We start from the raw sequence: 21,331 nt of genomic DNA, 5'->3' as shown, positions 1-21,331 counted from the left end.
CGTCCGCCGCCCCCGCACGCCGCCGCCCTAGGGTCCGGACCCGTGACCCGACTCGCGCTCCTCGCCACCGGCGGCACCATCGCCACCCGCGCCACCGCCGAGGGCCGCGCGGTCGCGGCCTCGGCGCGCGACCTGCTCGGCACCGTGACCGGCGCCGACACCGGCGTCGAGGTCGTCCCGATCGACGCCGCGGGCCGCCTCTCCTTCGCCGCGACCCTCGACGACCTCGCCGCCCTCGCGAGGACGGTCCGCGAGGCCTGCGCGGAGCACGACGGCGTCGTGGTCACCCACGGCACGGACACGCTCGAGGAGACGGCGGCGCTGCTCGCGCTGACCCACGACGGCGCGACCCCGGTCACCCTGACCGGCGCCCAGCGCCCCTTCGACGACCCGGCGCCCGACGGCCCGGGGAACCTCGGCGCCGCACTGCGCTGGGCCGCCCACGGCCGCCCGGGCGTGACGGTGACCTTCGCGGGCCGGGTACTGCCCGCGATCGGCGTCCGCAAGGTCCACACCGCCGCGCTCGCCGCGTTCGCCGCGCCCGACCGGGGACCGCTCGCGAGCGTGGACGGCGCGGGCGTCCGCGAGCACGCCGTCGCCCCCGACGCGGTCCTCGGCGACCCGCCCACGACCCTGCCGCGCGTGGACGTCGTCGCCCAGTACGTCGGCGCCGACGCGCACGCCCTCGACGCCGCGATGGCGGCCGGGGCGCGCGGGGTGGTCGTCGCCGCGTTCGGCGCGGGCAACGCGACGCCCGCCGTCGTCGACTCCGCCCGCCGCCTGCTCGAGCGGGGCGTCCCGGTCGTGGTGGCGAGCCGGACCGGGGCCGGGGCCGTCGAGGGGCTCTACGCGGGCGGGGGCGCCGACCTGGCCCGTGCCGGGGCCCTCTTCGCCGGGGACCTGTCGCCCTGGCAGGCGCGGCTGCTGCTCGCGGTGGCCCTCGCGAGCGCGCCGGACGACCCGGTCGGCGCCGCCCGGGCGTGGGCGGCCCGGACCGGGGTGGCCTGAACCGGCCGGCGTCCTCCGAACCCACCGTAGAGTGATCCGCCCCGTGAGAAGGTGACGCCGTGACCGGTCCGGCACCCACCACCGTCGTCGTCGACCCCCGGCTGGGGGCGGTCCTGCCGGCCCGGGCGGTCCGCCTCGTGGCGGCCGCCCCCGTCGTCCTGCTCGACGCCTCCCTGCCGCCGGGGCTGGCCCGGCGCTTCGCCGAGGACCTCGGGGCCGTGCCGGCCGGCTCGACCGGTGACGACGATCCGGGGCCCGGCGCGGTGCTGCTCGCCGCGGGCCCCGGACCGGAGGCGCCCGCGGGCGCGGAGCTGCTCGAGGCCGTCGCCGTGATGGACCGGCTGCGCGCGCCGGGCGGTTGCCCCTGGGACGCCGAGCAGACCCACGAGAGCCTGCTGCGCTACCTCGTCGAGGAGACCTACGAGCTCTACGACGCGCTCGCTGCCGGGGACGTCGCGGCCACCCGCGAGGAGCTCGGCGACGTGCTGCTCCAGGTGCTCTTCCACGCGCGGGTGGCGGCGGAGGCCGACGGCGAAGCGCGGTTCGACGTCGACGACGTGGCCGGTGAGCTCGTCGCGAAGCTGGTCGGTAGGCACCCCCACGTGTTCGCCGACGAGGCGGGCGTGGCCACCGCCGGCGACCAGGACGTGCGCTGGGAGGAGCTCAAGGCCACCGAGAAGCGCCGGGAGTCGGTGCTCGACGGGGTCGCCCTCGCCCAGCCCGGTGCCGCGCTGCTCGCGAAGTACGTGAGCCGCGCGAAGCGCGCGGGCGTGCCGCCGGACCTGCTCGCCGAGGCCGTCCCCGACGGTGCTCCGGAGGCCGTCGTGGCGGCCTACCTCGCGGGCGAGGACCCCGAGGGTCAGCTGCGCGCCGCCGCGACCGCCCTGGACATCCGGCTCCGTGACGTGGAGGCAAGGCTGCCCGTAGCGACCGACGGGCAACCGCGCCGGACGACCCCGGACGACTGGCGATCACACTGGCGGTGACCTCTATCGGTGTGCTGTAGGACTTTTGTCCGGATTTCGAGGGTTGTCACTCGGACGGATCACAGAAGTCGATCGCCTTTTCGCACCCAGGGTGCTTGACGCGAAGGTGAGGCAAACCTAAGACTTCCGCGTGCGAGGCGGCCACTCCGGTCGCCGCGGATCGAGGAGGCGCGGCGGTGCTGGCGACGTTCGTCATCGGACTCCGGGAGGGGCTCGAGGCCGCCCTGATCGTCGGGATCGTCGCCGGGTTCCTGCGCCGCCGGGGTGACTCCGCGGCGCTGCGCCCGATGTGGGCAGGCGTGGCACTCGCCGTGCTGATCTGCGTGATCGTCGCCGTGGTCCTCGAGGTGGTCTCCGCCGACCTGCCCCAGCAGGAGCAGGAGGGGCTGGAGACGGTGATCGGCCTGGTGGCCGTCGGGATGATCACCTACATGATCGTGTGGATGCGCAAGCACGCGCGGTCCATGCGCGGCGAACTCGAGAAGGCCGCCGAGTCCGCGCTGGCCAAGGGCTCGACGTGGGCGCTCGTCGGGATGGCCTTCCTCGCCGTGCTCCGCGAGGGCTTCGAGACCACGGTCTTCCTGCTCGCCGCCTTCCAGTCCTCGACGAGCCCGGTCGCCGCAGGTGGCGGTGCCGCGCTCGGGATCCTCGTCGCCATCGGTCTCGGCTACGGGATCTACCGCGGCTCGGTCCACATCGACCTGGCCCGGTTCTTCACGATCACCGCCGTCTTCCTGGTCCTCGTCGCGGCGGGACTGTTCGTCAGCGCGGTGCACACCGCCCACGAGGCGACCTGGATCAACGTCGGTCAGACCCAGGTCGCCGACCTGTCCGCGATCGTCCGGCCCGGCACCCCGATCTCGTCGCTGCTCACCGGCGTCCTGGGGATCCAGCCGCAGCCGACGGTCATCGAGGTCGTCGCCTGGTTGATCTACCTGGTGCCGATGCTCGTCTTCGTCCTCTGGCCCGTCCGACGGCCGTCGCGGTCCACCGCGTCGGCCACCGCGAGCGCCTCCGCCTGACCTCCGGTCCGACCCCGCCCGCCGACTCGTCAGGACACCTGCGTCCCCGGTCGCCCTTCGAAAGGACCCACCCGTGTCCCCCGTCTCGCCCCTCCCGGTGCGGCCCCGACGTCGCGGCACCGCCGTCGTCGGTGCCCTCGCCGTCGCCGTGGTCACCGCCGGGCTGATGGCGGCCTGCTCCTCCGGCGGCTCCGGTGACCAGGCCGCCGAGGGGGCCAAGGTCTCGCTGCCCCTCTCCGACGCCGGGTGTGCGCCGGAGCCCGCGTCGGTGCCCGCCGGGCCGGTCTCCTTCACCGTCACGAACAACGGCACGGCGAAGGTGACCGAGGGCGAGATCCAGAAGGACAGCCGGATCCTGGGCGAGAAGGAGAACATCACCGAGGGCATCTCGGGTGACTTCTCGCTGCGCCTCGACCCGGGCACCTACACGGTGTACTGCCCGGGCGCGGCGCAGGACACCGCGCAGCTCACCGTCACCGGAGCGGGCGGTCAGTCGCAGGCCGCGACCGACGCCTCCCTCGCGACGGCGACCACGGGCTACAAGCAGTACGTCAACGGCGAGGTCGCCGCGCTCGTGCCGGCGACGAAGCAGTTCACCGACGCGGTGCGCGCCAACGACGTGGCCAGGGCGCAGCAGCTGTTCGCCCCGGCGCGCTACCACTACGAGACGATCGAGCCCGTGGCGGAGAGCTTCGGTGACCTCGACCCGGCCATCGACCTCCGCGAGCCCGACGTGGAGCCCGGCCAGGACTGGACCGGCTTCCACCGCATCGAGAAGTCGCTGTGGGTCGACAAGAACACGACGGGGATGGCGCCCTACGCCGACAAGCTCGACGCGGACATCGCCCAGCTCCAGAAGCTCGTCGGCACCGCCGAGTACCAGCCGGCCCAGCTCGCCAACGGCGCGAGCGAGCTGCTGACCGAGGTCTCCACCTCGAAGGTCACCGGCGAGGAGGACGCCTTCTCCCACACCGACCTGTCGGACTTCGACGCCAACATCGCCGGAGCCCAGGAGGCGTTCGAGCTGCTCAAGCCGTCGCTGCAGACCAAGGACCCGGCTCTGGCGACGCAGCTGCAGGCCCGGTTCACCGGCATCACCGACGAGCTGCAGCCCTTCCGCACCGGTGCCGAGGCCGCTCCCGGCATCGCGGTCTACGTGGACTACTCGACGGTGAACGAGGCCCAGCGTCGCGTCCTGGCCGACCGGGTGAACGCGCTGGCCGAACCGTTGTCGCAGGTCTCCGGAAAGGTCGCATGACGAGCATCTCCCGCCGTTCTCTCCTCGGCCGCGCCGGCCTCCTCGCGGGGGCCGGCGTGGCCGGTGGCGTGCTCGCCGGTTGTTCGACCGACAGCGCGCCACCGCCCCCGGTCGTCGACTTCCGCGGCGCCCACCAGGCCGGGATTGACACCGCGGCGCAGGACCGGTTGGCCTTCGCGGCGTTCGACGTCGTCCCCGGCTCGACCCGCGCCGACCTCGTCGCCCTCCTGACGACCTGGTCCGCGGCCGCCGAGGCCATGACCGCCGGGCGGCCCGTGCCCGGCGACAACGAGGACCAGAACTCCCCGCCCGCCGACACCGGCGAGGCGTTCGACCTCGCGCCGGGCAATCTGACGGTGACCGTCGGGTTCGGCCCGGGACTCTTCGACGCCCGGTTCGGGCTCGCCGACCGGCGGCCCGCCGAGCTCGCCGTCCTGCCCGCGCTGCCCGGGGACACACTCGACCCGGCGATCTCCGGGGGTGACCTCGCGATCCAGGCGTGCTCGGAGGACCCCCAGGTCGCCTTCCACGCGGTGCGCAACCTCGCCCGGCTGGGCCGCGGCACCGTCGTGACCCGGTGGACCCAGCTCGGGTTCGGCCGGACGTCGTCGACCTCGACGGCGCAGGCGACCCCCCGCAACCTCATGGGCTTCAAGGACGGCACCCGCAACCTCAAGGTCGAGGACCCCGCGGCGGTGACCCGCTCGGTGTGGGTGGCGCCCGCCGACGCGCCCGGCCCGGCGGCGTGGTTCGCCGGTGGCAGCTTCCTTGTCTCCCGGCGGATCCGGATGATCATCGAGACGTGGGACCGCGACGTCCTCTCCGACCAGGAGAACGTGTTCGGCCGGAGCAAGGCCGCGGGCGCACCGCTGTCGGGCGGCGACGAGTTCACCCCGCCCGACTTCGCCAAGACGCTGGCCTCGGGCCTGCCCGCGATCCCCCTCGACGCCCACGTGCGGCTCGCGGCGCCGGAGAACAACAACGGGACCGCGATCCTGCGCCGCAGCTACTCCTTCACCGACGGCGTCGACCAGACGACCGGCATGCTCGACGCCGGACTGTTCTTCATCGCCTTCATGCGCTCGCCGACACAGTTCACGACGCTGCAGACGCAGCTCGGGGCGCGTGACGCGCTCAACGAGTACATCCGGCACACCTCGTCCGCGGTGTTCGCCTGCCCGCCGGGCGTCGCGCCGGGGAACGCGGGCGACTACTGGGGCCGGGCGCTGCTCGAGGGGTAGCGCTCGGGGTGGGCCGGGCGAAGGGCGCCGTGGCCGGGCCGTAACCTTGCTCACCGATGAGCGCGAGCGTCGACTCCCTGCGCGGGGCGGGTCCGCCCGATCCGTCCGACGACGGCACGGCGACCGATCGCTTCCGCGCGCCCACGGCGGACGACGCCACCGAACGCTTCCGCGCCCCGCGTGCCGACGAGGACCAGCCGGCGCCGGACGCGTTCGGCTGGGAGCTCCCCGGGGCCGAGGCCGGTTCGACCGGGCAGCCCGACGACGCGGGCGACACCGACGGCGCGGACGTCACCGACGACGCGGACGGCACCGACGACTCCGGGGAGATCGGCAGCGCCGGCGAGACCGGGGATCCCGACCCGGCCGACGACCAGGTGACGGGCACGCTCGAGGGGCTGGGGGACGCGTCTCGCTCCCGGCGACGCTCGCGGGGGATGCGGGTGCCCTCCGCTCCGCGCACCACCGATGTCCCGCTCCCGCCGGGGGCCGGCGCGATCACCGGTTCGGCGCGCGGCACCGACCTCGCCGTCGGCGTCCCGTCCGCCCCGATCTCCGCCGCGCTGACCGCGACCTCGCCCGCCCTCGGACCGGGCGCATCGTCCGGTGCCGGAGCTCCGCCTCCGGTGCTGCCGCTCGGCGGGCCGCCCCCGCCGTCGTCGTCACCGACCCCGCCGCGACGGACCGCCGCGATCGGGCGCCTGGCGCTCGTGCTGGTCCTGGTCGCCGCCGTCGTCGGCACCGTCGTCGTGCTGCAGCAGGGCAGCAAGTTCGGCCGCAACGACGCCGGGCCGGAGGAGATCCCCGCGCTGGAGGTGGCGCCCGCGCAGGTCGACCTCGGGTCGGTCACGCAGCCCACCGCGATCGCGCCGCCGTCGTCGCTCCTGCCCGGCACGGGCACGAGCCGCCCCAACGGTCAGGGCGCGCCGACGATCTCCAGCTGGGCGAACGGCCTCGGCCCGAAGACGAACATCCCGCCGGTCGCGCTGCAGGCCTACGGCATGGCCGACCTGACGATGCGCCAGGTCGACCCCAAGTGCCACATGTCGTGGGTGACGGTCGCGGGCCTCGCGCGCATCGAGTCCAACCACGGGCGCTACCGCGGTGCCCACGTCGCCCAGAACGGCGACATCGAGCCCCGGATCGTGGGCGTGCCCCTCGACGGCACCAGCGGCAACCGGACGATCGGCGACACCGACGGCGGGGTCCTCGACGGCGACCCGACCCTGGACCGCGCGGTCGGCCCGTTGCAGTTCATCCCCTCGACCTGGGCGAAGTGGCGTGCCGACGGCAACAACGACGGGCGCGCCGACCCGGACAACATCTTCGACGCGGCGCTCGCGGCCGGGCACTACCTCTGCGCGGGCGGGCGGGACCTCGCCTCCGGGCAGGGGTGGCGCTCCGCGGTGCTCTCGTACAACAACTCGGACGACTACGGCCGCCGCGTGTACGCCGCCGCCGAGGCCTACGCGAACAGCACCGCGCCGTAGTCCGGCGAGGGAGTCGCTGCGCGTCGAGCGGATCTCCGATCGCCCGCGTGGCGACTCCCTGATCACCGGGACCCGGTCAGGGGTCCGGGTTCAGCCTCCGCATCACGCGCGCCGCGAGTTGGTCGGCTCGGCGCTCGTCGAAGACCTGGACCGCCCCGATGTGCAGGATCTCCCATTCCTGGTCGTCGAGGTCGGCGTCGCGGAGGAGGTCCCGGTTCTGGCCGGTGATCGTGCGGTGCTCGGGGCCGTCGTACTCGAGTCCGAGCTTCCGGCGACCCGCCGGCACCCGCGGCCATGCGAGGTCGAGCCATCGGAGCCCGCCGTCGCGGACCCGGACCTCGTACTGCGGGACCGGCGCCGGCACCCCGCGCAGGATGAACACCAGCCGCAGCCGGGTCTCCATCAGCGACTCGGCCCGCGGATCCATCAGCGCCACGACGCGCCTGACCTGGACGGACCCGCGAGCTCCGGGATGAGCGGCCGCGACGGCGAGCAGGTGGGCCGACGTGAGCCCACAGCGGAAGGCGACGGCATCGACGGCCGCGACCGCCTCGACGAGCGGGCCGCGTCGGGCGAGGTCGAACGCGGTGCGGGCGGGCGAGGTGACGGCCACGCCGTAGCGGAAGCACACCTCGTCCGGGAGCAGTCGGTCGCGGCGGACGTCGATCTCGTCCGACGTCTCGCGCCGGCTCGTGGGCATGATGAGCTCGCGTTCCTCCCAGGGACACTCGGCTTCCCATGCCCGCGCGGCGAGGGGGCCGGCCACGACGCCGGCCCCGCGTCCCCAGAGCGCGACGGCCCGCACCCAGGTGGCGGTGTCGACCTCGGCCGACGACCCGACGTAGACGTCGGTCAGCAGCGGCCGGAACGCCGGCCCGGCCAGGCGGCCCCAGGACACCTCGCCCCGGGCGACCGCCTCCGACCCGCGGAACGGGCGGCTCGTACACGCATCGATTCCCATGGGGCTTCGACGCCGTCGGGTGCCGATCGGCTCCATCGGTACGGCGGTCCGCTGATCAGGGAGTCGCTGCACGGCGGAAAGAAGATCTGCTCCACGCGCAGTGACTCCCTCGCCGACGAACCGGGCGGGCCGCCCAGCTCAGGCCCCCCGGCGCAGCACGATCGACGCGCTGACCTCGCCGAGCGCCTCCTGGTACTCCGGGCGCGGGTCCATCGCGGCCGCCATCCGCAGCTGCGCGCGGGCCTCCTCGAGCCGCGACTGCCGCTGCAGCGTGCGCCCCAGGGCGAAGCGCGCGTAGTGGTCCGCGGGGTCGATCTCGAGCACCCGGAGGAAGCCGGCCTCGGCCCGCCGGAACTGCGCCGACGCCAGATAGGCCCGGGCCGCGAGCAGGTGCACGGACGCGGCCTCGGGCTCGGTCTCGAGGAGCGGCGCCAGGGTGCGCAGCGCGTCCAGCGGACGACGATGCTCGAGCAACTGCTCGGCGCGACGGAACGCGGTGACCATGCCGCCGCCGGGCGACGGGTCGTCGCCGGGCCCGGATCCGCTCCGCTCCGTGTCCCTCGACGACGACATGCCCGCACGGTAGGTCTCCGGCGCGCGCGACGCGAGACCGGACCGTGTCAGCCACCCGGGTGGCAGCCGCGCGTACGGAGGGCGACATGGCCCACGCCGTGGCTCACCCCACCTCCCCGCCCCGGCCGCTAGCATCGGCGCCCGGTCCGAGCACAGTCGTGGCAGTAGGAGGCGGATCCGTGGCGGTCATCGAGCAGGTCGGTGCTCGGGAAATCCTGGACTCCCGGGGGACCCCGACGGTCGAGGTGGAGGTCGCGCTCGACGACGGCACGCTCACCCGGGCCGCGGTCCCATCAGGAGCGAGTACCGGGGAGCACGAGGCGGTCGAGCTGCGCGACGGCGACCGCAGCCGCTACCTCGGCAAGGGCGTCGAGAAGGCCGTCGGCGGGGTGCTCGACGAGATCGGTCCCGGCCTCGTCGGGATGGACGCCACCGAGCAGCGGGTCGTCGACCAGAAGCTGATCGACCTCGACGGCACCCCGGACAAGTCCCGGCTCGGGGCGAACGCCCTCCTCGGTGTGAGTCTCGCCGTCGCCCGCGCGGCCGCCGAGTCCGCCGAGCTGGATCTCTTCCGCTACATCGGCGGCCCGAACGCCCACGTGCTCCCGGTGCCGATGCTGAACATCCTCAACGGGGGCGCCCACGCCGACTCCGGCGTCGACGTCCAGGAGTTCATGGTCGCGCCGGTCGGTGCGGACACCTTCCGCGAGGCGCTGCGCTGGGGCGCGGAGGTCTACCAGGCGCTGAAGGCGGTCCTGAAGAAGAACGGCCTCTCGACCGGGCTCGGTGACGAGGGCGGGTTCGCGCCGTCGCTGCCGAACAACCGGGAGGCGCTCGACCTCATCAGCACCGCGGTCGGCCAGGCGGGGCTCACCCTCGGCCGCGACGTCGTGCTCGCGCTCGACGTGGCCGCGAGCGAGCTGTTCTCCGACGGCACCTACACCTTCGAGGGCCAGAAGCGCAGCGCCGCGCAGATGAGCTCGTACTACGCCGAGCTGCTCGACTCCTACCCGCTGGTCTCCATCGAGGACCCGCTCTCGGAGAACGACTGGGAGGGCTGGAGCCGGCTCACCGCCGACATCGGCGACCGCGTCCAGATCGTCGGCGACGACCTCTTCGTCACCAACATCGAGCGGCTCGAGGAGGGCATCGAGCGGCGCGCCGCGAACGCGCTGCTCGTGAAGGTCAACCAGATCGGCACGCTCTCGGAGACGCTCGACGCGATGAGCCTCGCGCAGCAGTACGGCTACCGCTGCATGATGAGTCACCGCTCCGGCGAGACCGAGGACACGACGATCGCCGACCTCGCCGTCGCCACCAACTGCGGCCAGATCAAGACCGGTGCCCCGGCCCGGTCCGAGCGGGTCGCGAAGTACAACCAGCTCCTGCGGATCGAGGAAGCTCTGGGAGACGCCGCGCGCTACGCGGGCGACCTGGCCTTCCCGCGCTTCGACCCGGAGAGCTGAGGCCCGCCGACCGTGCCCACCCGGCCCCGCTCGCAGCCCCCGAAGCCCGACCCGGCCTCCGGCCGCGAGTCGGCCGGGGGCCGCTCGGCGGCGGCCGGTGCGGGCCGGTCCGGCTCGTCGACGGGCGCCGCCCGCTCGGGCACGACGTCGGGCGCCGCTCGCTCGGGCTCGTCGTCGGGCGCCGCCCGCTCGGGCACGACGACCGCGACCGCGACGACGGCCGGGTCGTCCACCGCATCCGGCCAGGCCGGGGCGGCGGGCCGACCCCGGACCCGGGTCCGTGCGCGCCAGGGGCCCCGCCGGGATCCCCAGCGCACCGCCCTGCGCCGCCATCCGCTGTCCGGGCGCCAGAGCGGCACCGCGCCCGCCGCCGCGCAGGCCGCCGCCCGCGCAGCCCGGGCCACCCGGGGGGCCCTCGGCCTCTCGACCGCGCGGCGCGCGGCGCTCCTCGCCGTCGTCGTGTGCGCCCTGGCCCTGACCGTCGCGGTGCCGCTGCGCAACTACGTCTCCCAGCGCCACGAGCTGGCGGCCGTCGCCGAGCAGCAGCACCGCCTCGACACCGACGCCGCGGCGCTGCGGGGTGAGCGCGCGGCGATGGACGACCCGGCCCACGTCGAGGCCCTCGCCCGCGCCCGCCTCGGGTACGCGCGCCCCGGCGAGACGCCCTACCGCGTCGAGCTCCCCGGCGACGCCGCGAACCAACCGACCAGTGTCGGGGCCGCCGCGCTCGCGCCGTCCGAGGCCGACCTGCCCTGGTACACCCGCGTCGCCCGCGGGACGCTCGGGACGGCCCCGTGAGCCGGTCGGACCCCGATGGCTGAGCCGCTGCGCGAGGGCGACCGGGAGGCCGTCGGCGCGCAGATCGGGCGCGCTCCCCGCGGGTTGCGCGGCGTGGCGCACCGCTGCCCGTGCGGGCTGCCCTCGACGGTGGTGACCGCGCCACGTCTCGAGGACGGCACGCCGTTCCCGACGCTCTACTACGCGACCTGCCCGCGCCTGGCGTCCCGGATCGGGAGCCTGGAGGCGGAGGGCCTCATGCGGTCGCAGACCGAGCGCCTCGAGACCGACCCCGGCTTCGCCGCCGCGTACGAGTCCGCCCACCGCGCCTACCTCGCCGAGCGTGACGCCATCGAGCCCCTCGGGATCGAGGTCAGCGCGGGTGGCATGCCCACCCGGGTGAAATGCCTCCACGTGCACGTCGCGCACACCCTCGCGGCGGGCCCCGGGGTGAACCCCGTGGGCGACGAGACGCTCGCCCGCCTGCCCGAGTGGTGGGCGGCCGGGCCGTGCGTGGGCCTCCACGCCGCCCCGCAGTGATCGACGACGCTTTCCGGACGTCCAGTGTCTGCAACGGGACTTTTCTGACGAGACCCGAGTAGCGGATCCGGGCCCGACGTCGCCGGGTCGTGTACGCCCGCCCCCGCGATCGCGACCTCCGGTGGTCGACGCAGCGTCGTCGCCGGTCGCGACACGGGTGATCTCGCGACACGGCCCGGTGGCGACCCCCGTCCTGGATTGCCCGGCGGCCCGCCCGGGCAGCACCATTGCCTGGTCGGTGACGCTCCGCAGCGGTCGCCGGCCCGGTTCTCCGGTGGTGCGGACGGCCCACCGGGACGCGGGGTCCTCCGCCGGACCTCGCGGCTGCGGACCGACCACCGGGCGGCGACACCCGCCGTCCGCCGCCCGGTGGCCGGTCACCTGCCGTCCGTCACCCGGGGTCACGGCACCCTTGCTAGCGTCCTCGCGGACCAGGCCACCGCCTTCTGCGAGGGAGTGCCCATGCCGCGCGTCGCGGCCATCGACTGCGGGACCAACTCGATCCGGCTGCTCGTCGCGGACGTCACCGTCCGGGAGGACGGCTCGCAATGGCTGCGCGACGTGCACCGCGAGATGCGGATCAACCGTCTCGGCCAGGGTGTGGACGCCACGCGGCGCCTCGCGCCGGAGTCGCTCGCGCGGACCAAGGAGGCGCTGCTCGCCTACGGCGAGATGCTGCGCCGCACGTCCACCACCACCGTCCGGCTGTGCGCGACGTCCGCGACCCGCGACGCGGAGAACCGCGACGAGTTCTTCGACATGGTGCGCGACATCATCGGCGTCGAGGCCGAGGTGATCAGCGGCGACGAGGAGGCGCGCCTGTCGTTCGCGGGCGCCGTCGCCGACCTCGACCCCGACGAGGGTCCGTGCGTCGTCGCCGACGTCGGCGGGGGCTCGACGGAGCTGGTCACGGGGACCTGGGACGCCATCGCCGCCGATGTCGCGGCGGCCTACTCGGCGAACGTCGGCTGCGTGCGGGTCGCCGAGAAGATCCTGCACGACGACCCCCCGACCGCCGAGCAGGTGGCCGAGGCCGAGGACTTCGTGCGCGCGACGCTCGCGCCGGCGTTCGAGGCGGTCGAGGTCGGGCAGGTGCAGACCTGGGTCGCGGTCGCGGGCACCGCCACCACCATCGCCGCGGTGGCCATGAACCTGCGCAGCTACGACCCCGAGCGCATCCACCTCGCCCGCCTCGGCCTCGACGACGTGCGCGGTACCTGCCGTCGCCTCGAGGAGATGCCGCGCGAGCAGCGGGCGGAGCTCGGCCCGATGCATCCCGGGCGGGTCGACGTCATCGGTGCGGGCGCACTGGTGATCCGGGTGCTCGCGGACGAGCTCGCCGAGCGCGCGGGGATCACCGAGCTCGTGGTCTCCGAGCACGACATCCTCGACGGCATCGCGCGCGAGTGCGCCGGCGGGAGACGCCGCGCGCCGGAGCCGGAGCCGGACCCCGAGGCGTGAGCGCGCCGGGCCGGGAGCGGGACCTCGCCGCCCTCGACGCCGAGATCGCCGACTGCCGTGCCTGCCCCCGCCTGGTGGCCTGGCGGGAGCAGGTCGCGGCCGAGAAGCGGGCCGCGTTCCGCGACTGGACCTACTGGGGCCGCCCGGTGCCGGGGTTCGGGCCGGCCGACGCGCGGCTGCTCGTCGTGGGGCTCGCGCCCGCCGCGCACGGTGCCAACCGCACCGGGCGGATGTTCACCGGCGACCGCAGCGGCGACGTGCTCTTCGCGGCCATGCACGCCGTCGGGCTCGCGTCCCAGCCCACGGCCACGCACCTCGACGACGGGCTCGAGCTCTTCGGCGTCCGGATCGTGGCGCCCGTCCGCTGCGCCCCACCGGCGAACAAGCCGACGCCCGCCGAACGCGACACCTGCCGGCCGTTCCTGGAACGCGAGCTGGCGCTGCTCGGCGACGCCCGCGCCGTCGTCGTGCTCGGTGGCTTCGGATGGCAGGCCCTGCTCCCGGTGCTCGATGCCGGGTGGGTGGTCCCGCGACCGCGCCCGACGTTCGGGCACGGGGCGCACGTGACCCTCGCACCCCGCGATACGCGCCCCCCGATGCAGCTCTTCGGCTGCTACCACGTGAGCCAGCAGAACACCTTCACCGGACGGCTCACCCCCGCGATGCTGGAGGAGGTGCTCTCCCGCGCCGCCGGTGCGGCCGGTCTGACCCAGTAGGGTCCGTCGCGGGGCCCCTGTAGCCCAATCGGCAGAGGCAGGCGACTTAAAATCGCTGCAGTGTGGGTTCGAGTCCCACCGGGGGCACGCCGTGTTCACCAGCCGGACCCCCTCCTCGGGTGGGTCGTTCACCCCCGTTCACCCCGTCGTCGCTCCGGGGTGAGATCACCGTCGTCGTGCCCTCACCCGGGCAGGCCATGCTGGGTCGCGAGGCCGGGGGAGGGCTCGTCCGTCGTGTGACCGCTTGCATCCCGGTCCGGACCGCTCGGCGTTCACCCGCGAGTACTGCTCCGAACGGGCGAGCCCCATAGGACAGAATTCGGACAGGAGGTGAGCGGGGTGGCTGACTTCGAGGACGTCGCGCTGCCCGTGGGCCACGACGGCCCGCGGCGCCCGACCGACGTGCCGTCGTCCGGACCGGGGGACTCCGTCCTCCGGCCGCCGTGGCAGGCGCTGGAGTCGCTCCGCCCGCTCACGCTGCGGGCCTGCCGGCGCATCGTCGTCGTCGCACCGCACCCCCGGGACGAGATCCGCGCCGCCGGCGGGCTGCTGCGCCGCCTGGGGTCGCGCCACGCCGAGGTCGACGTCCTGTCGGTCACCGAGCGCCCCACCCGCTCCTGCCCCACGCCGTCGGGCGGGGGCGACACCGTCCGCGACGGCCGGCTGAACGACGACCCCGAGGTGCTCGTGGGTCCGGGCGCCCCGCAGGACTCCTTCACGATCGACGACCTCCTCGCGGGACGGCTCGACGCCGAGCTGACCGGCGACGACGCCGACGGTGCCGGCGAGGACCCGGCCGACCCCGACGAGGCCGCCGCCGAGGCCGCGTACCGCGCGCTCGGGCTCTCCGTCGTCCGCAGGCACCGCCTCGGCCTGCCCGACGGGGGCGTCGCGCAGGCCGAACCGGACGTCGTGGGCGCGATCAGCGAGATCGTCGGGTTCGACGAGGACCCGTCCGGCCTCTGCGTGCTCGCGCCCTGGTCCGGCGACGGGGACGACGACCACGAGGCCGCGGGCCGGGCGGCGGAGATCGTCACGGCCGCCTACCGCGTCCGCCTGGTGCGCTGGCTGGACCGGGCGTGGAGCTGGGCCGGGCCGGACTCCGACGAGGTGCCGTGGCGCCGGGCGCGCCAGGTCGTGCTCAGCGACACCGTGATCGCCCGCAAGCACGCCGCGAGCGAGGCCTTCAGCGCCGCGCTCGGCGGGGGTGCCGGAGACCCCGCGCACGACCTCGAGCTCCCGGACGGGTCGGCGCCGGGGCCGCGCGAGGTCTTCCTGGTGTGAGGCCGCGCCACGTGCCTCACGACCGGCCCGTCCCCCCGGACGGTGGCGCGTCGGGCCGACCCGTACCCGGGTGGCTAGGCTTCACCGGGTGACCGGCAGGACCAACGGCGACGCCGGGGATGTGGCCACCTCGCGACCGGACGAGTGCGCGGCCGACGTGCCTGCCGACCTGGAGGGGGTGAGGGTCTCGAGCGCGGACGGACCGGACTGGGCGGGCATCGGGTACCCCGATGCCGGCATGGCCGACGAGGCCGCCCGCGTCCGCGACAGCGTCGCCGTCGACGCCGTCGGGGGCGACCTCCCGCAGGTCCTGCACACCGCGCCTGCCGCGGTCGCGCTGATCGACCTCGACGCCGGCACCGTGACCTATGCCAACGGCTCGGCCCAGGAGCTCACCGGTGGTCGCGCCCAGCTCCCGCTCGACATCGATGCGTGGAGCGAGGCCGCGGGCCTGACCGACCTCTCCGGTCGCGCGATGCGCGACACCGCCTCGCCGCTGTCCCGGGTCGCCCAGGGCATCCCGGTCTCCGGTGAGCCGGTCGCCATCGCGGACGCCGCCCGCAAGGGGTCCGATGCCACCGCCGAGGAGCGCGAGGAGGCCGAGGGCCGCCTCCTGTGGGTCACCGGGTTCCCGCTCTCCGAGGCCGAGGACGACGCCCGCCGACGGCTCGCGCTCGTCGTGTTCCTGCAGCTCTCCGGGGCCGGGGCGCAGCGTCACCTCGAGATGATGCGCGACCGCGCGGTCGTCGCCACCGAGCTGTCGTTCACCATCTCCGACCCCGCCAAGGACCAGAACCCGCTGGTCTGGGTGAACCCGGCGTTCACGCGACTCACCGGCTACGACCTCGACGAGGTCCTCGGCCGCAACTGCCGCTTCCTGCAGGGGCCGAACACCGACCCGACGTCGATCTCGCGGATCCGCAGCGCACTGGCCGACGAGCGGGCGATCACCGAGGTCCTGCTCAACTACCGGCGGGACGGCACTGCGTTCTGGAACCAGGTGTCGATCTCCCCGGTGTTCGACGGCGGCGGGCAGGTCGTCAACTTCGTCGGTGTCCAGGCCGACGTCACCGAGCGGGTCATGGTCGAGAACGAGCGCCGTGCCGCGCTCGCCGCGGCCGAGGAGACCCGCGAGCAGCTCCGCCTGCTCACCGACTCCACCGCCGCGATGACGGCGTCGCTCGACGCGGGTGGAGCCGCTCGGGCGTTGGCTCGCATCGTGGTCCCCGCGCTCGCCGACTACTGCTGCGTCGACCTGCTCGACGAGGTCGGCCTCCCGACGTCGGCGCACCGGGTCGCGGTCAACCACCGCGACGACACCAAGACCGAGACGGTCGGCATGCTGGGCCGCTGGATCACCCCGACCGAGGACGACGACGACCCGGTGGACCGCGTCCTGGCCGGCGGCGCCCCGTCGCTGCTGCCGGAGCTCCCGGTGCGCCCGGAGGGGCTGCGTGACGAGCCGGACCTCATGGCCCGCTACGAGCAGCTGCGGCCCCGGTCCGCGATCGTGGTCCCGCTCCGCGCGCGCGGGCAGGTCCTGGGCGCGCTCACCCTGGGCACCGAGCTGCCCTACGGCCGGCGCTACTCCCAGCGCGACCTCTACCTCGCGAGCGACCTGGCGGCCCGCGCCGGGCTCGCGGTCGACAACGCCCGCCTCTACGCCCGTGAGCACGGCGCGGCGGAGACGCTGCAGCGCAGCCTGCTGCCCGCGGTGCCCGCGGTCCCCGGCCTCACGGTGGCCTCGCGCTACCTCGCCGCGACCGACGGCGCGCAGGTCGGCGGCGACTGGTACGACCTGATGCCGCTGCCCGACGGCGCGGTGGGCGTGGCGGTCGGCGACGTCGTCGGGCACGACCTGCGGGCCGCCGCGGCGATGGGTGAGCTGCGCGGTGTGCTGCGCTCGTACGCGTGGGAGGGCCTCGGGCCGGAGGCGGTCATCGACCGCTGCAACGACCTGGTGCAGGGATTGCACATGGCGGCCATGGCGACCGCGGTGTTCGGCCGCCTGGAACGTGCCCAGGACGACGACGGCTGGGTCCTCGGCTACTGCAACGCCGGGCACCCGCCGCCCCTGCTGCGCCGCGGCGACGGCAGCGTCGAACTGCTCACCGGCAACCTCTCGCCGCTCATCGGCGCGACCCGCGAGGCACCGCGGGAGTGCACCGAGGTGCGCTGCCGGCCCGGTGACCTGCTCGTGCTGCACACCGACGGGCTCATCGAGGGGCCGGGGTTCGACCCGGACGAGCGCACCGACCTGCTGGTCCGCACCGTGGCCGCCGAGGGGCACGTCGAGGACGTGGGCGCACTGTGCGACCACGTGCTCGAGGTCCTCGGTGCCGAGGGTCTGCGCGACGACGCGGTGCTGCTCGCGATCCGGCTCGGCGACTGAGGGCCGGTCCCGGCCGGACACACGACGGCCGGCGGACCCGGATCGGGCCGCCGGCCGTGACGTGTGTGGCGCTTCCTCGCGCCTGCCTACTGCGGGGGCGGGGGCGGGGGCTGCTCGCCCTCCGGCGGGTTCTCCCCGTGCAGGAAGCCCTTCGCCTTGTCGCCGAACTGGTCGACCTGCTCCTCGTGGCCACCCAGCTTGCCCTTGACGGCGTCGCCGCCCTTGTCCACGAAGGAGTCGGCCTTGTCCGGGTTCTCCCCGGCCCACTCCTTGGCCTTGTTCACCATGTCACCGAGACCTGCCACGGCGTCCTCCTGAACCTCGGGGTCAGTCCTGGGAGTGTGCCCCCTGAGCCGTGATCGACACGTGATCGACCCTGCCCGATCTGAAGCAGAACCTGATTCAGGAGGTGAGTAAAAGCGCTTTTACCCGGCGGGAACCTCGATGCCGCTTCGCGCGTTGGAAGATTTGGAGAGCGGTCGACCGCCGCAGGAACGCCCTGCGGTCGGGCCCACGGCAGGGCGGCCGCCCCTCGCACGTGAAGGAGGACGAGTGCGCACCAGCAGCAACCCGGCGTTCCGCAGGCTGCCGACGTCACCCGGTGGGTATGCGCGGTTCGGGGACGCGCCGGCAGGTCTCGGGGGCGGCCTCGGCGGCGGTCCCGGGGGCTCGGCCCCGGTGGCGGGTGCCACCGACCGGCCGCTGACCGTCGACGACGTCGTCCAGAAGACCGCGCTGAACGCCGTCATCAGCATCGGCGTGGGCGTGCTCACCGCGATCAGCGGGCTCTACCTGCTCGGGATCGTCGGCTTCGTCGTCGGCCTGGTCGTCGCGCTGGTCATCATCTTCAAGCAGAGCACCAACCCCGCGCTGGTGATCACCTACTCGGTGGCCGAGGGCATGGCGCTGGGCGCGATCACCGGGGCGCTCGAGTCGTCGAGCAACCAGTACGCCGGCATCGGCTTCCAGGCGATCCTCGGCGTGGTCGGCGTGTTCATCGGCATGCTCGTGGTCTACAAGACCGGTGCCATCCGGGTCACGCCCCGCCTGACGAAGATGATCATCGGCGCCGCCATCGGCGTCATCGTGCTCATGCTCGCCAACCTCATCGTCGGGTTCTTCACCCAGGACGGCCTGGGTCTGCGCTCGGGCGGACCGCTCGCGATCATCTTCAGCCTGGTCTGTATCGGGATCGGGGCGTTCATGCTGCTCCTCGACTTCGACCAGGCCGACCAGGCCGTCAAGGCCGGCGTGCCCGCGCGCTTCGCCTGGTACCTCGCCTTCGGGTTCATGACGACCCTGGTCTGGCTCTACATCGAGATCCTGCAGCTGCTGAGCTACTTCCGAAATTAGCGGCGGCGACCGGAGGGCACCGTCGGCCACCTGGAGTGGCAGGCGGTGCCCTCGGTCGTTCCCGTCAGGACAGGCGCTCGAGCACCATCGCCATACCCTGCCCGCCGCCGACGCACATCGTCTCCAGCCCGATGGTCGCGTCCTTCCTGCGCAGCCCGTTCATCAGCGTGGTCGCGATGCGCGCGCCGGTCATACCGAACGGATGGCCGACGGCGATCGACCCGCCGTGGACGTTGAGCTTGGCCTCGATCGCCGACTCGGACAGGCCCAGGCCGCGGGCCGACGGGAGGACCTGCGCGGCGAACGCCTCGTTGATCTCCACGAGGTCGACGTCGTCGATGGTCAGCCCGGCCCGGCGCAGCGCCTGCTGCGAGGCCCCGATCGGCCCCAGTCCCATGATCTCGGGGGAGAGCCCGGTGACACCGGTCGACACCACCCGGGCGAGCGGGGTGATGCCGAGCTCGGCGGCGCGCGTCGAGGACATCACGACCACCGCGGCCGCGCCGTCGTTCAGCGGGCACGCGTTGCCCGCGGTGATGCGCCCGTCGGGACGGAACACCGGCTTCAGCCCGGCGACGGCGTCGTAGGTGGTGCCGGGGCGCGGGGAGTCGTCGGCGGCGACCACCGAGCCGTCGGGCAGTGTCACCGGGGTGATCTCGCGCGCCCAGAAGCCGTCGCCCGCCGACTGCTCGGCGCGGTTCTGCGAGCGCACCGCGAAGTGGTCCATCTCCTCGCGGGAGACGTTCTCTGCCAGCGCCACGTTCTCCGCGGTCTGGCCCATGGCGATGTAGGCGTCGGGGAGCAGGTCGTCGGCCCGCGGGTCGTGCCACTCGTCGGCCCCGGAGGCGGCGGTCTGCGCGGTCCGCGCCTGGGCCTCGTCGAAGCGCGGGTTCTGGGTGCCGGGCAGGCCGTCCGACGAGCCCTTCTCGAACCGCGAGACCGCCTCGACCCCGGCCGCGACGAACACGTCGCCCTCGCCGGCACGGATCGCGTGCGCGGCCATCCGGATCGTCTGCAGCGACGACGAGCAGTAGCGGGTGATCGTGGTGCCCGGGACGGTGTCGAGCCCGAGCTCCACCGCGACGATCCGGCCCATGTTGTAGCCCTGCTCGCCGCCGGGCAGGCCGCAGCCGAGCATGAGGTCCTCGACCTCGGTCGGCGGGAGTGACGGCACGGCGTCGAGGGCGGCGCGGACCATCTGGGCGGCGAGGTCGTCGGGACGCATCCCGGCGAGCGCGCCCTTGCGGGCGCGGCCGATGGGCGAGCGGGCGGCGGAGACGATCACGGCGTCGGGCGTCCCGGAGTTCTGGGCCATGGCCGAACCCTAGGCGCGCTGTGGCGCCGCGCACCCCGTCGAACCCCCCACACCGGTGATTCGCCGCACAACCCGGCCGCTGTTGCCGACGACCGGCAGGATGGTCGACATGCAGTACGTCGAGCACGTCGCGGACCTCGTCGGACACACCCCGTTGGTGAAGCTGAGCCACGTCGTGCCCGCGGGCCCGGATGCGCCGCTCGTGCTCGCCAAGGTCGAGTACTTCAACCCCGGCGGCAGCGTGAAGGACCGCATCGCCGAGAAGATGATCATCGCGGCCGAGGAGTCGGGCGAGCTCAAGCGCGGCGGGACGATCGTCGAGCCGACCTCGGGAAACACCGGCATCGGGCTCGCGATCATCGCCCAGCAGCGCGGCTACCACTGCATCTTCGTGGTCCCGGACAAGGTCAGTGTCGCCAAGCAGGACGCCCTGCGCGCCTACGGGGCCGAGGTCGTCGTCTGCCCCGCCGCCGTCGAGCCGGAGCATCCCGACTCCTACTACTCGGTGTCCGACCGGCTGGCCCGCGAGACCGAGGGCGGCTGGAAGCCCAACCAGTACGCCAACCCGGCCAACCCGGCGTCCCACGTCGCCTCCACCGGTCCGGAGATCTGGGAGCAGACCGAGGGCCGCATCACGCACTTCGTCGCGGGCGTCGGGACCGGCGGCACCATCTCGGGCACCGGCCGCTACCTCAAGGACGTGTCGGGCGGGCGCGTGCAGATCATCGGGGCCGACCCGCTCGGCTCGGTGTACTCCGGCGGCGAGGGTAGGCCCTACCTGGTCGAGGGCGTCGGCGAGGACTTCTGGCCCAGCACGTACGACCGCGAGGTCTGCGACCGGATCGTCGCGGTCTCCGACGGCGACTCGTTCCACATGACCCGGCGGATGGGCCGCGAGGAGGCCCTGCTCGTCGGCGGGTCCTGCGGGATGGCGACGGAGGCGGCGGCGCGGATCGCCTCGGAGCTGGGGCCCGACGACGTCGTCGTCGTCCTGCTGCCCGACGGCGGGCGCGGCTACCTGTCGACGGTCTTCAACGACCAGTGGATGGCCTCGTACGGCTTCATGCAGGCCGACACGACCGAGTTCACCGTCGGGGACGTGCTGCGGGGCAAGGACGGTTCGATCCCCGACCTGGTGCACGGGCACCCGAACGAGACGGTCTCCGACATCGTCGCGATCATGCGCGAGTTCAGCGTCTCGCAGATGCCGATCGTCAAGGCCGAGCCGCCGGTGATGATGGCCGAGGTCCGCGGCGCCGTCACCGAGCGGGACCTGCTGGACCGGCTGTTCACCGGCAAGGCCTCGCTCACCGACCGCGTCGAGGACCACCTCGCGCCGCCGCTGCCGACCGTCGGGATCACCGAGCCGCTCTCGCAGGCCATGACCTCGCTGCAGGGTGGGGACGGGCTGCTGATCATCTCCGACGGGCGGCCCGCGGGGATCGTCTCGCGGGCGGACGTGCTCGCGTTCCTGGCCGGCAGGTAGTG

At 74.3% G+C, this 21,331-nt stretch carries 19 protein-coding genes and 1 tRNA gene; 16 read left to right on the top strand and 4 right to left on the bottom strand.

Features of this window, described 5'->3' with window-relative positions:
* Positions 1 to 42 precede the first annotated feature (42 nt).
* From VGI02_RS09810 to VGI02_RS09785, 6 genes are all read left to right on the top strand, one after another.
* Positions 43 to 1,008: an asparaginase gene (locus VGI02_RS09810; RefSeq protein ID WP_331627143.1), complete on the top strand. Its 966-nt coding sequence runs from the start codon at positions 43 to 45 to the stop codon at positions 1,006 to 1,008.
* 59 nt (positions 1,009 to 1,067) lie between these two features.
* Positions 1,068 to 1,994 carry a nucleoside triphosphate pyrophosphohydrolase gene (locus VGI02_RS09805; RefSeq protein ID WP_331627142.1) on the top strand — a complete coding sequence of 309 codons (927 nt, stop codon included), beginning with the start codon at positions 1,068 to 1,070 and terminating at the stop codon, positions 1,992 to 1,994.
* A 176-nt stretch (positions 1,995 to 2,170) separates the two neighbouring features.
* Positions 2,171 to 3,016, top strand: a complete 846-nt coding sequence (gene efeU, locus VGI02_RS09800; RefSeq protein WP_331627141.1) for an iron uptake transporter permease EfeU — start codon at positions 2,171 to 2,173, stop codon at positions 3,014 to 3,016.
* 73 nt (positions 3,017 to 3,089) lie between these two features.
* The gene (gene efeO, locus VGI02_RS09795; RefSeq protein WP_331627140.1) at positions 3,090 to 4,274 is read left to right on the top strand and encodes an iron uptake system protein EfeO; all 1,185 of its coding nucleotides are present in this window, start codon (positions 3,090 to 3,092) and stop codon (positions 4,272 to 4,274) included.
* The gene (gene efeB, locus VGI02_RS09790; protein ID WP_331627139.1) at positions 4,271 to 5,515 is read left to right on the top strand and encodes an iron uptake transporter deferrochelatase/peroxidase subunit; all 1,245 of its coding nucleotides are present in this window, start codon (positions 4,271 to 4,273) and stop codon (positions 5,513 to 5,515) included. The genes efeO and efeB overlap by 4 nt, the downstream gene beginning before the upstream one ends.
* 56 nt (positions 5,516 to 5,571) lie before the next feature.
* Entirely contained in the window at positions 5,572 to 7,005 is a 1,434-nt protein-coding gene (locus VGI02_RS09785; protein ID WP_331627138.1) for a lytic transglycosylase domain-containing protein, read from the top strand.
* Positions 7,006 to 7,081: 76 nt separating this feature from the next.
* On the opposite strand, the gene VGI02_RS09780 is transcribed toward VGI02_RS09785, so the two are convergent.
* Positions 7,082 to 7,966 (bottom strand): type IV toxin-antitoxin system AbiEi family antitoxin, encoded by an 885-nt coding sequence (locus tag VGI02_RS09780; protein ID WP_331627137.1) that lies wholly within the window; start codon positions 7,964 to 7,966, stop codon positions 7,082 to 7,084.
* A gap of 138 nt (positions 7,967 to 8,104) precedes the next feature.
* Entirely contained in the window at positions 8,105 to 8,470 is a 366-nt protein-coding gene (locus tag VGI02_RS09775) for a tetratricopeptide repeat protein (RefSeq protein WP_331627173.1), read from the bottom strand.
* A 248-nt stretch (positions 8,471 to 8,718) separates the two neighbouring features.
* Between VGI02_RS09775 and eno the strand changes: the two genes are divergently transcribed.
* From eno to VGI02_RS09735, 8 genes are all read left to right on the top strand, one after another.
* Positions 8,719 to 10,005, top strand: a complete 1,287-nt coding sequence (eno, locus tag VGI02_RS09770) for a phosphopyruvate hydratase (RefSeq protein ID WP_331627136.1) — start codon at positions 8,719 to 8,721, stop codon at positions 10,003 to 10,005.
* Positions 10,006 to 10,017: 12 nt separating this feature from the next.
* On the top strand, positions 10,018 to 10,803 hold the full coding sequence (locus VGI02_RS09765; RefSeq protein WP_331627135.1) for an FtsB family cell division protein: 786 nt from the start codon (positions 10,018 to 10,020) through the stop codon (positions 10,801 to 10,803).
* Between the two features lie 15 nt (positions 10,804 to 10,818).
* A complete protein-coding gene (locus tag VGI02_RS09760; RefSeq protein WP_331627134.1) occupies positions 10,819 to 11,322 on the top strand; it encodes a DUF501 domain-containing protein in 504 nt (167 codons plus the stop codon).
* A gap of 462 nt (positions 11,323 to 11,784) precedes the next feature.
* The gene (locus tag VGI02_RS09755) at positions 11,785 to 12,783 is read left to right on the top strand and encodes a Ppx/GppA phosphatase family protein (protein WP_331627133.1); all 999 of its coding nucleotides are present in this window, start codon (positions 11,785 to 11,787) and stop codon (positions 12,781 to 12,783) included.
* Positions 12,780 to 13,499, top strand: a complete 720-nt coding sequence (locus VGI02_RS09750; protein ID WP_331627132.1) for a uracil-DNA glycosylase — start codon at positions 12,780 to 12,782, stop codon at positions 13,497 to 13,499. The genes VGI02_RS09755 and VGI02_RS09750 overlap by 4 nt, the downstream gene beginning before the upstream one ends.
* Before the next feature lie 13 nt (positions 13,500 to 13,512).
* A tRNA-Leu gene (locus VGI02_RS09745) sits at positions 13,513 to 13,586 on the top strand.
* A gap of 252 nt (positions 13,587 to 13,838) precedes the next feature.
* Positions 13,839 to 14,783: a PIG-L deacetylase family protein gene (locus VGI02_RS09740; RefSeq protein WP_331627131.1), complete on the top strand. Its 945-nt coding sequence runs from the start codon at positions 13,839 to 13,841 to the stop codon at positions 14,781 to 14,783.
* 88 nt (positions 14,784 to 14,871) lie between these two features.
* A complete protein-coding gene (locus VGI02_RS09735) occupies positions 14,872 to 17,175 on the top strand; it encodes a SpoIIE family protein phosphatase (protein ID WP_331627130.1) in 2,304 nt (767 codons plus the stop codon).
* Positions 17,176 to 17,261: 86 nt separating this feature from the next.
* Here VGI02_RS09735 and VGI02_RS09730 read toward each other — a convergent pair whose 3' ends face one another.
* Entirely contained in the window at positions 17,262 to 17,480 is a 219-nt protein-coding gene (locus VGI02_RS09730; protein WP_331627129.1) for an antitoxin, read from the bottom strand.
* A gap of 247 nt (positions 17,481 to 17,727) precedes the next feature.
* On the opposite strand from VGI02_RS09730, the gene VGI02_RS09725 reads away from it, so the two are divergent.
* Positions 17,728 to 18,528 (top strand): Bax inhibitor-1/YccA family protein, encoded by an 801-nt coding sequence (locus tag VGI02_RS09725; protein ID WP_331627128.1) that lies wholly within the window; start codon positions 17,728 to 17,730, stop codon positions 18,526 to 18,528.
* 64 nt (positions 18,529 to 18,592) lie between these two features.
* On the opposite strand, the gene VGI02_RS09720 is transcribed toward VGI02_RS09725, so the two are convergent.
* Positions 18,593 to 19,843 carry an acetyl-CoA C-acetyltransferase gene (locus VGI02_RS09720; RefSeq protein WP_331627127.1) on the bottom strand — a complete coding sequence of 417 codons (1,251 nt, stop codon included), beginning with the start codon at positions 19,841 to 19,843 and terminating at the stop codon, positions 18,593 to 18,595.
* A 109-nt stretch (positions 19,844 to 19,952) separates the two neighbouring features.
* Here VGI02_RS09720 and VGI02_RS09715 point away from each other — a divergent pair, with 109 nt between their 5' ends.
* Positions 19,953 to 21,329 carry a cystathionine beta-synthase gene (locus VGI02_RS09715; RefSeq protein ID WP_331627126.1) on the top strand — a complete coding sequence of 459 codons (1,377 nt, stop codon included), beginning with the start codon at positions 19,953 to 19,955 and terminating at the stop codon, positions 21,327 to 21,329.
* The last annotated feature ends 2 nt before the right edge of the window (positions 21,330 to 21,331 follow it).

The organism is Actinomycetospora sp. (assembly GCF_036497245.1).
Classification (GTDB): Bacteria; Actinomycetota; Actinomycetes; order Mycobacteriales; family Pseudonocardiaceae; genus Actinomycetospora.
This window is presented reverse-complemented; position numbering and strand designations above follow the sequence as displayed.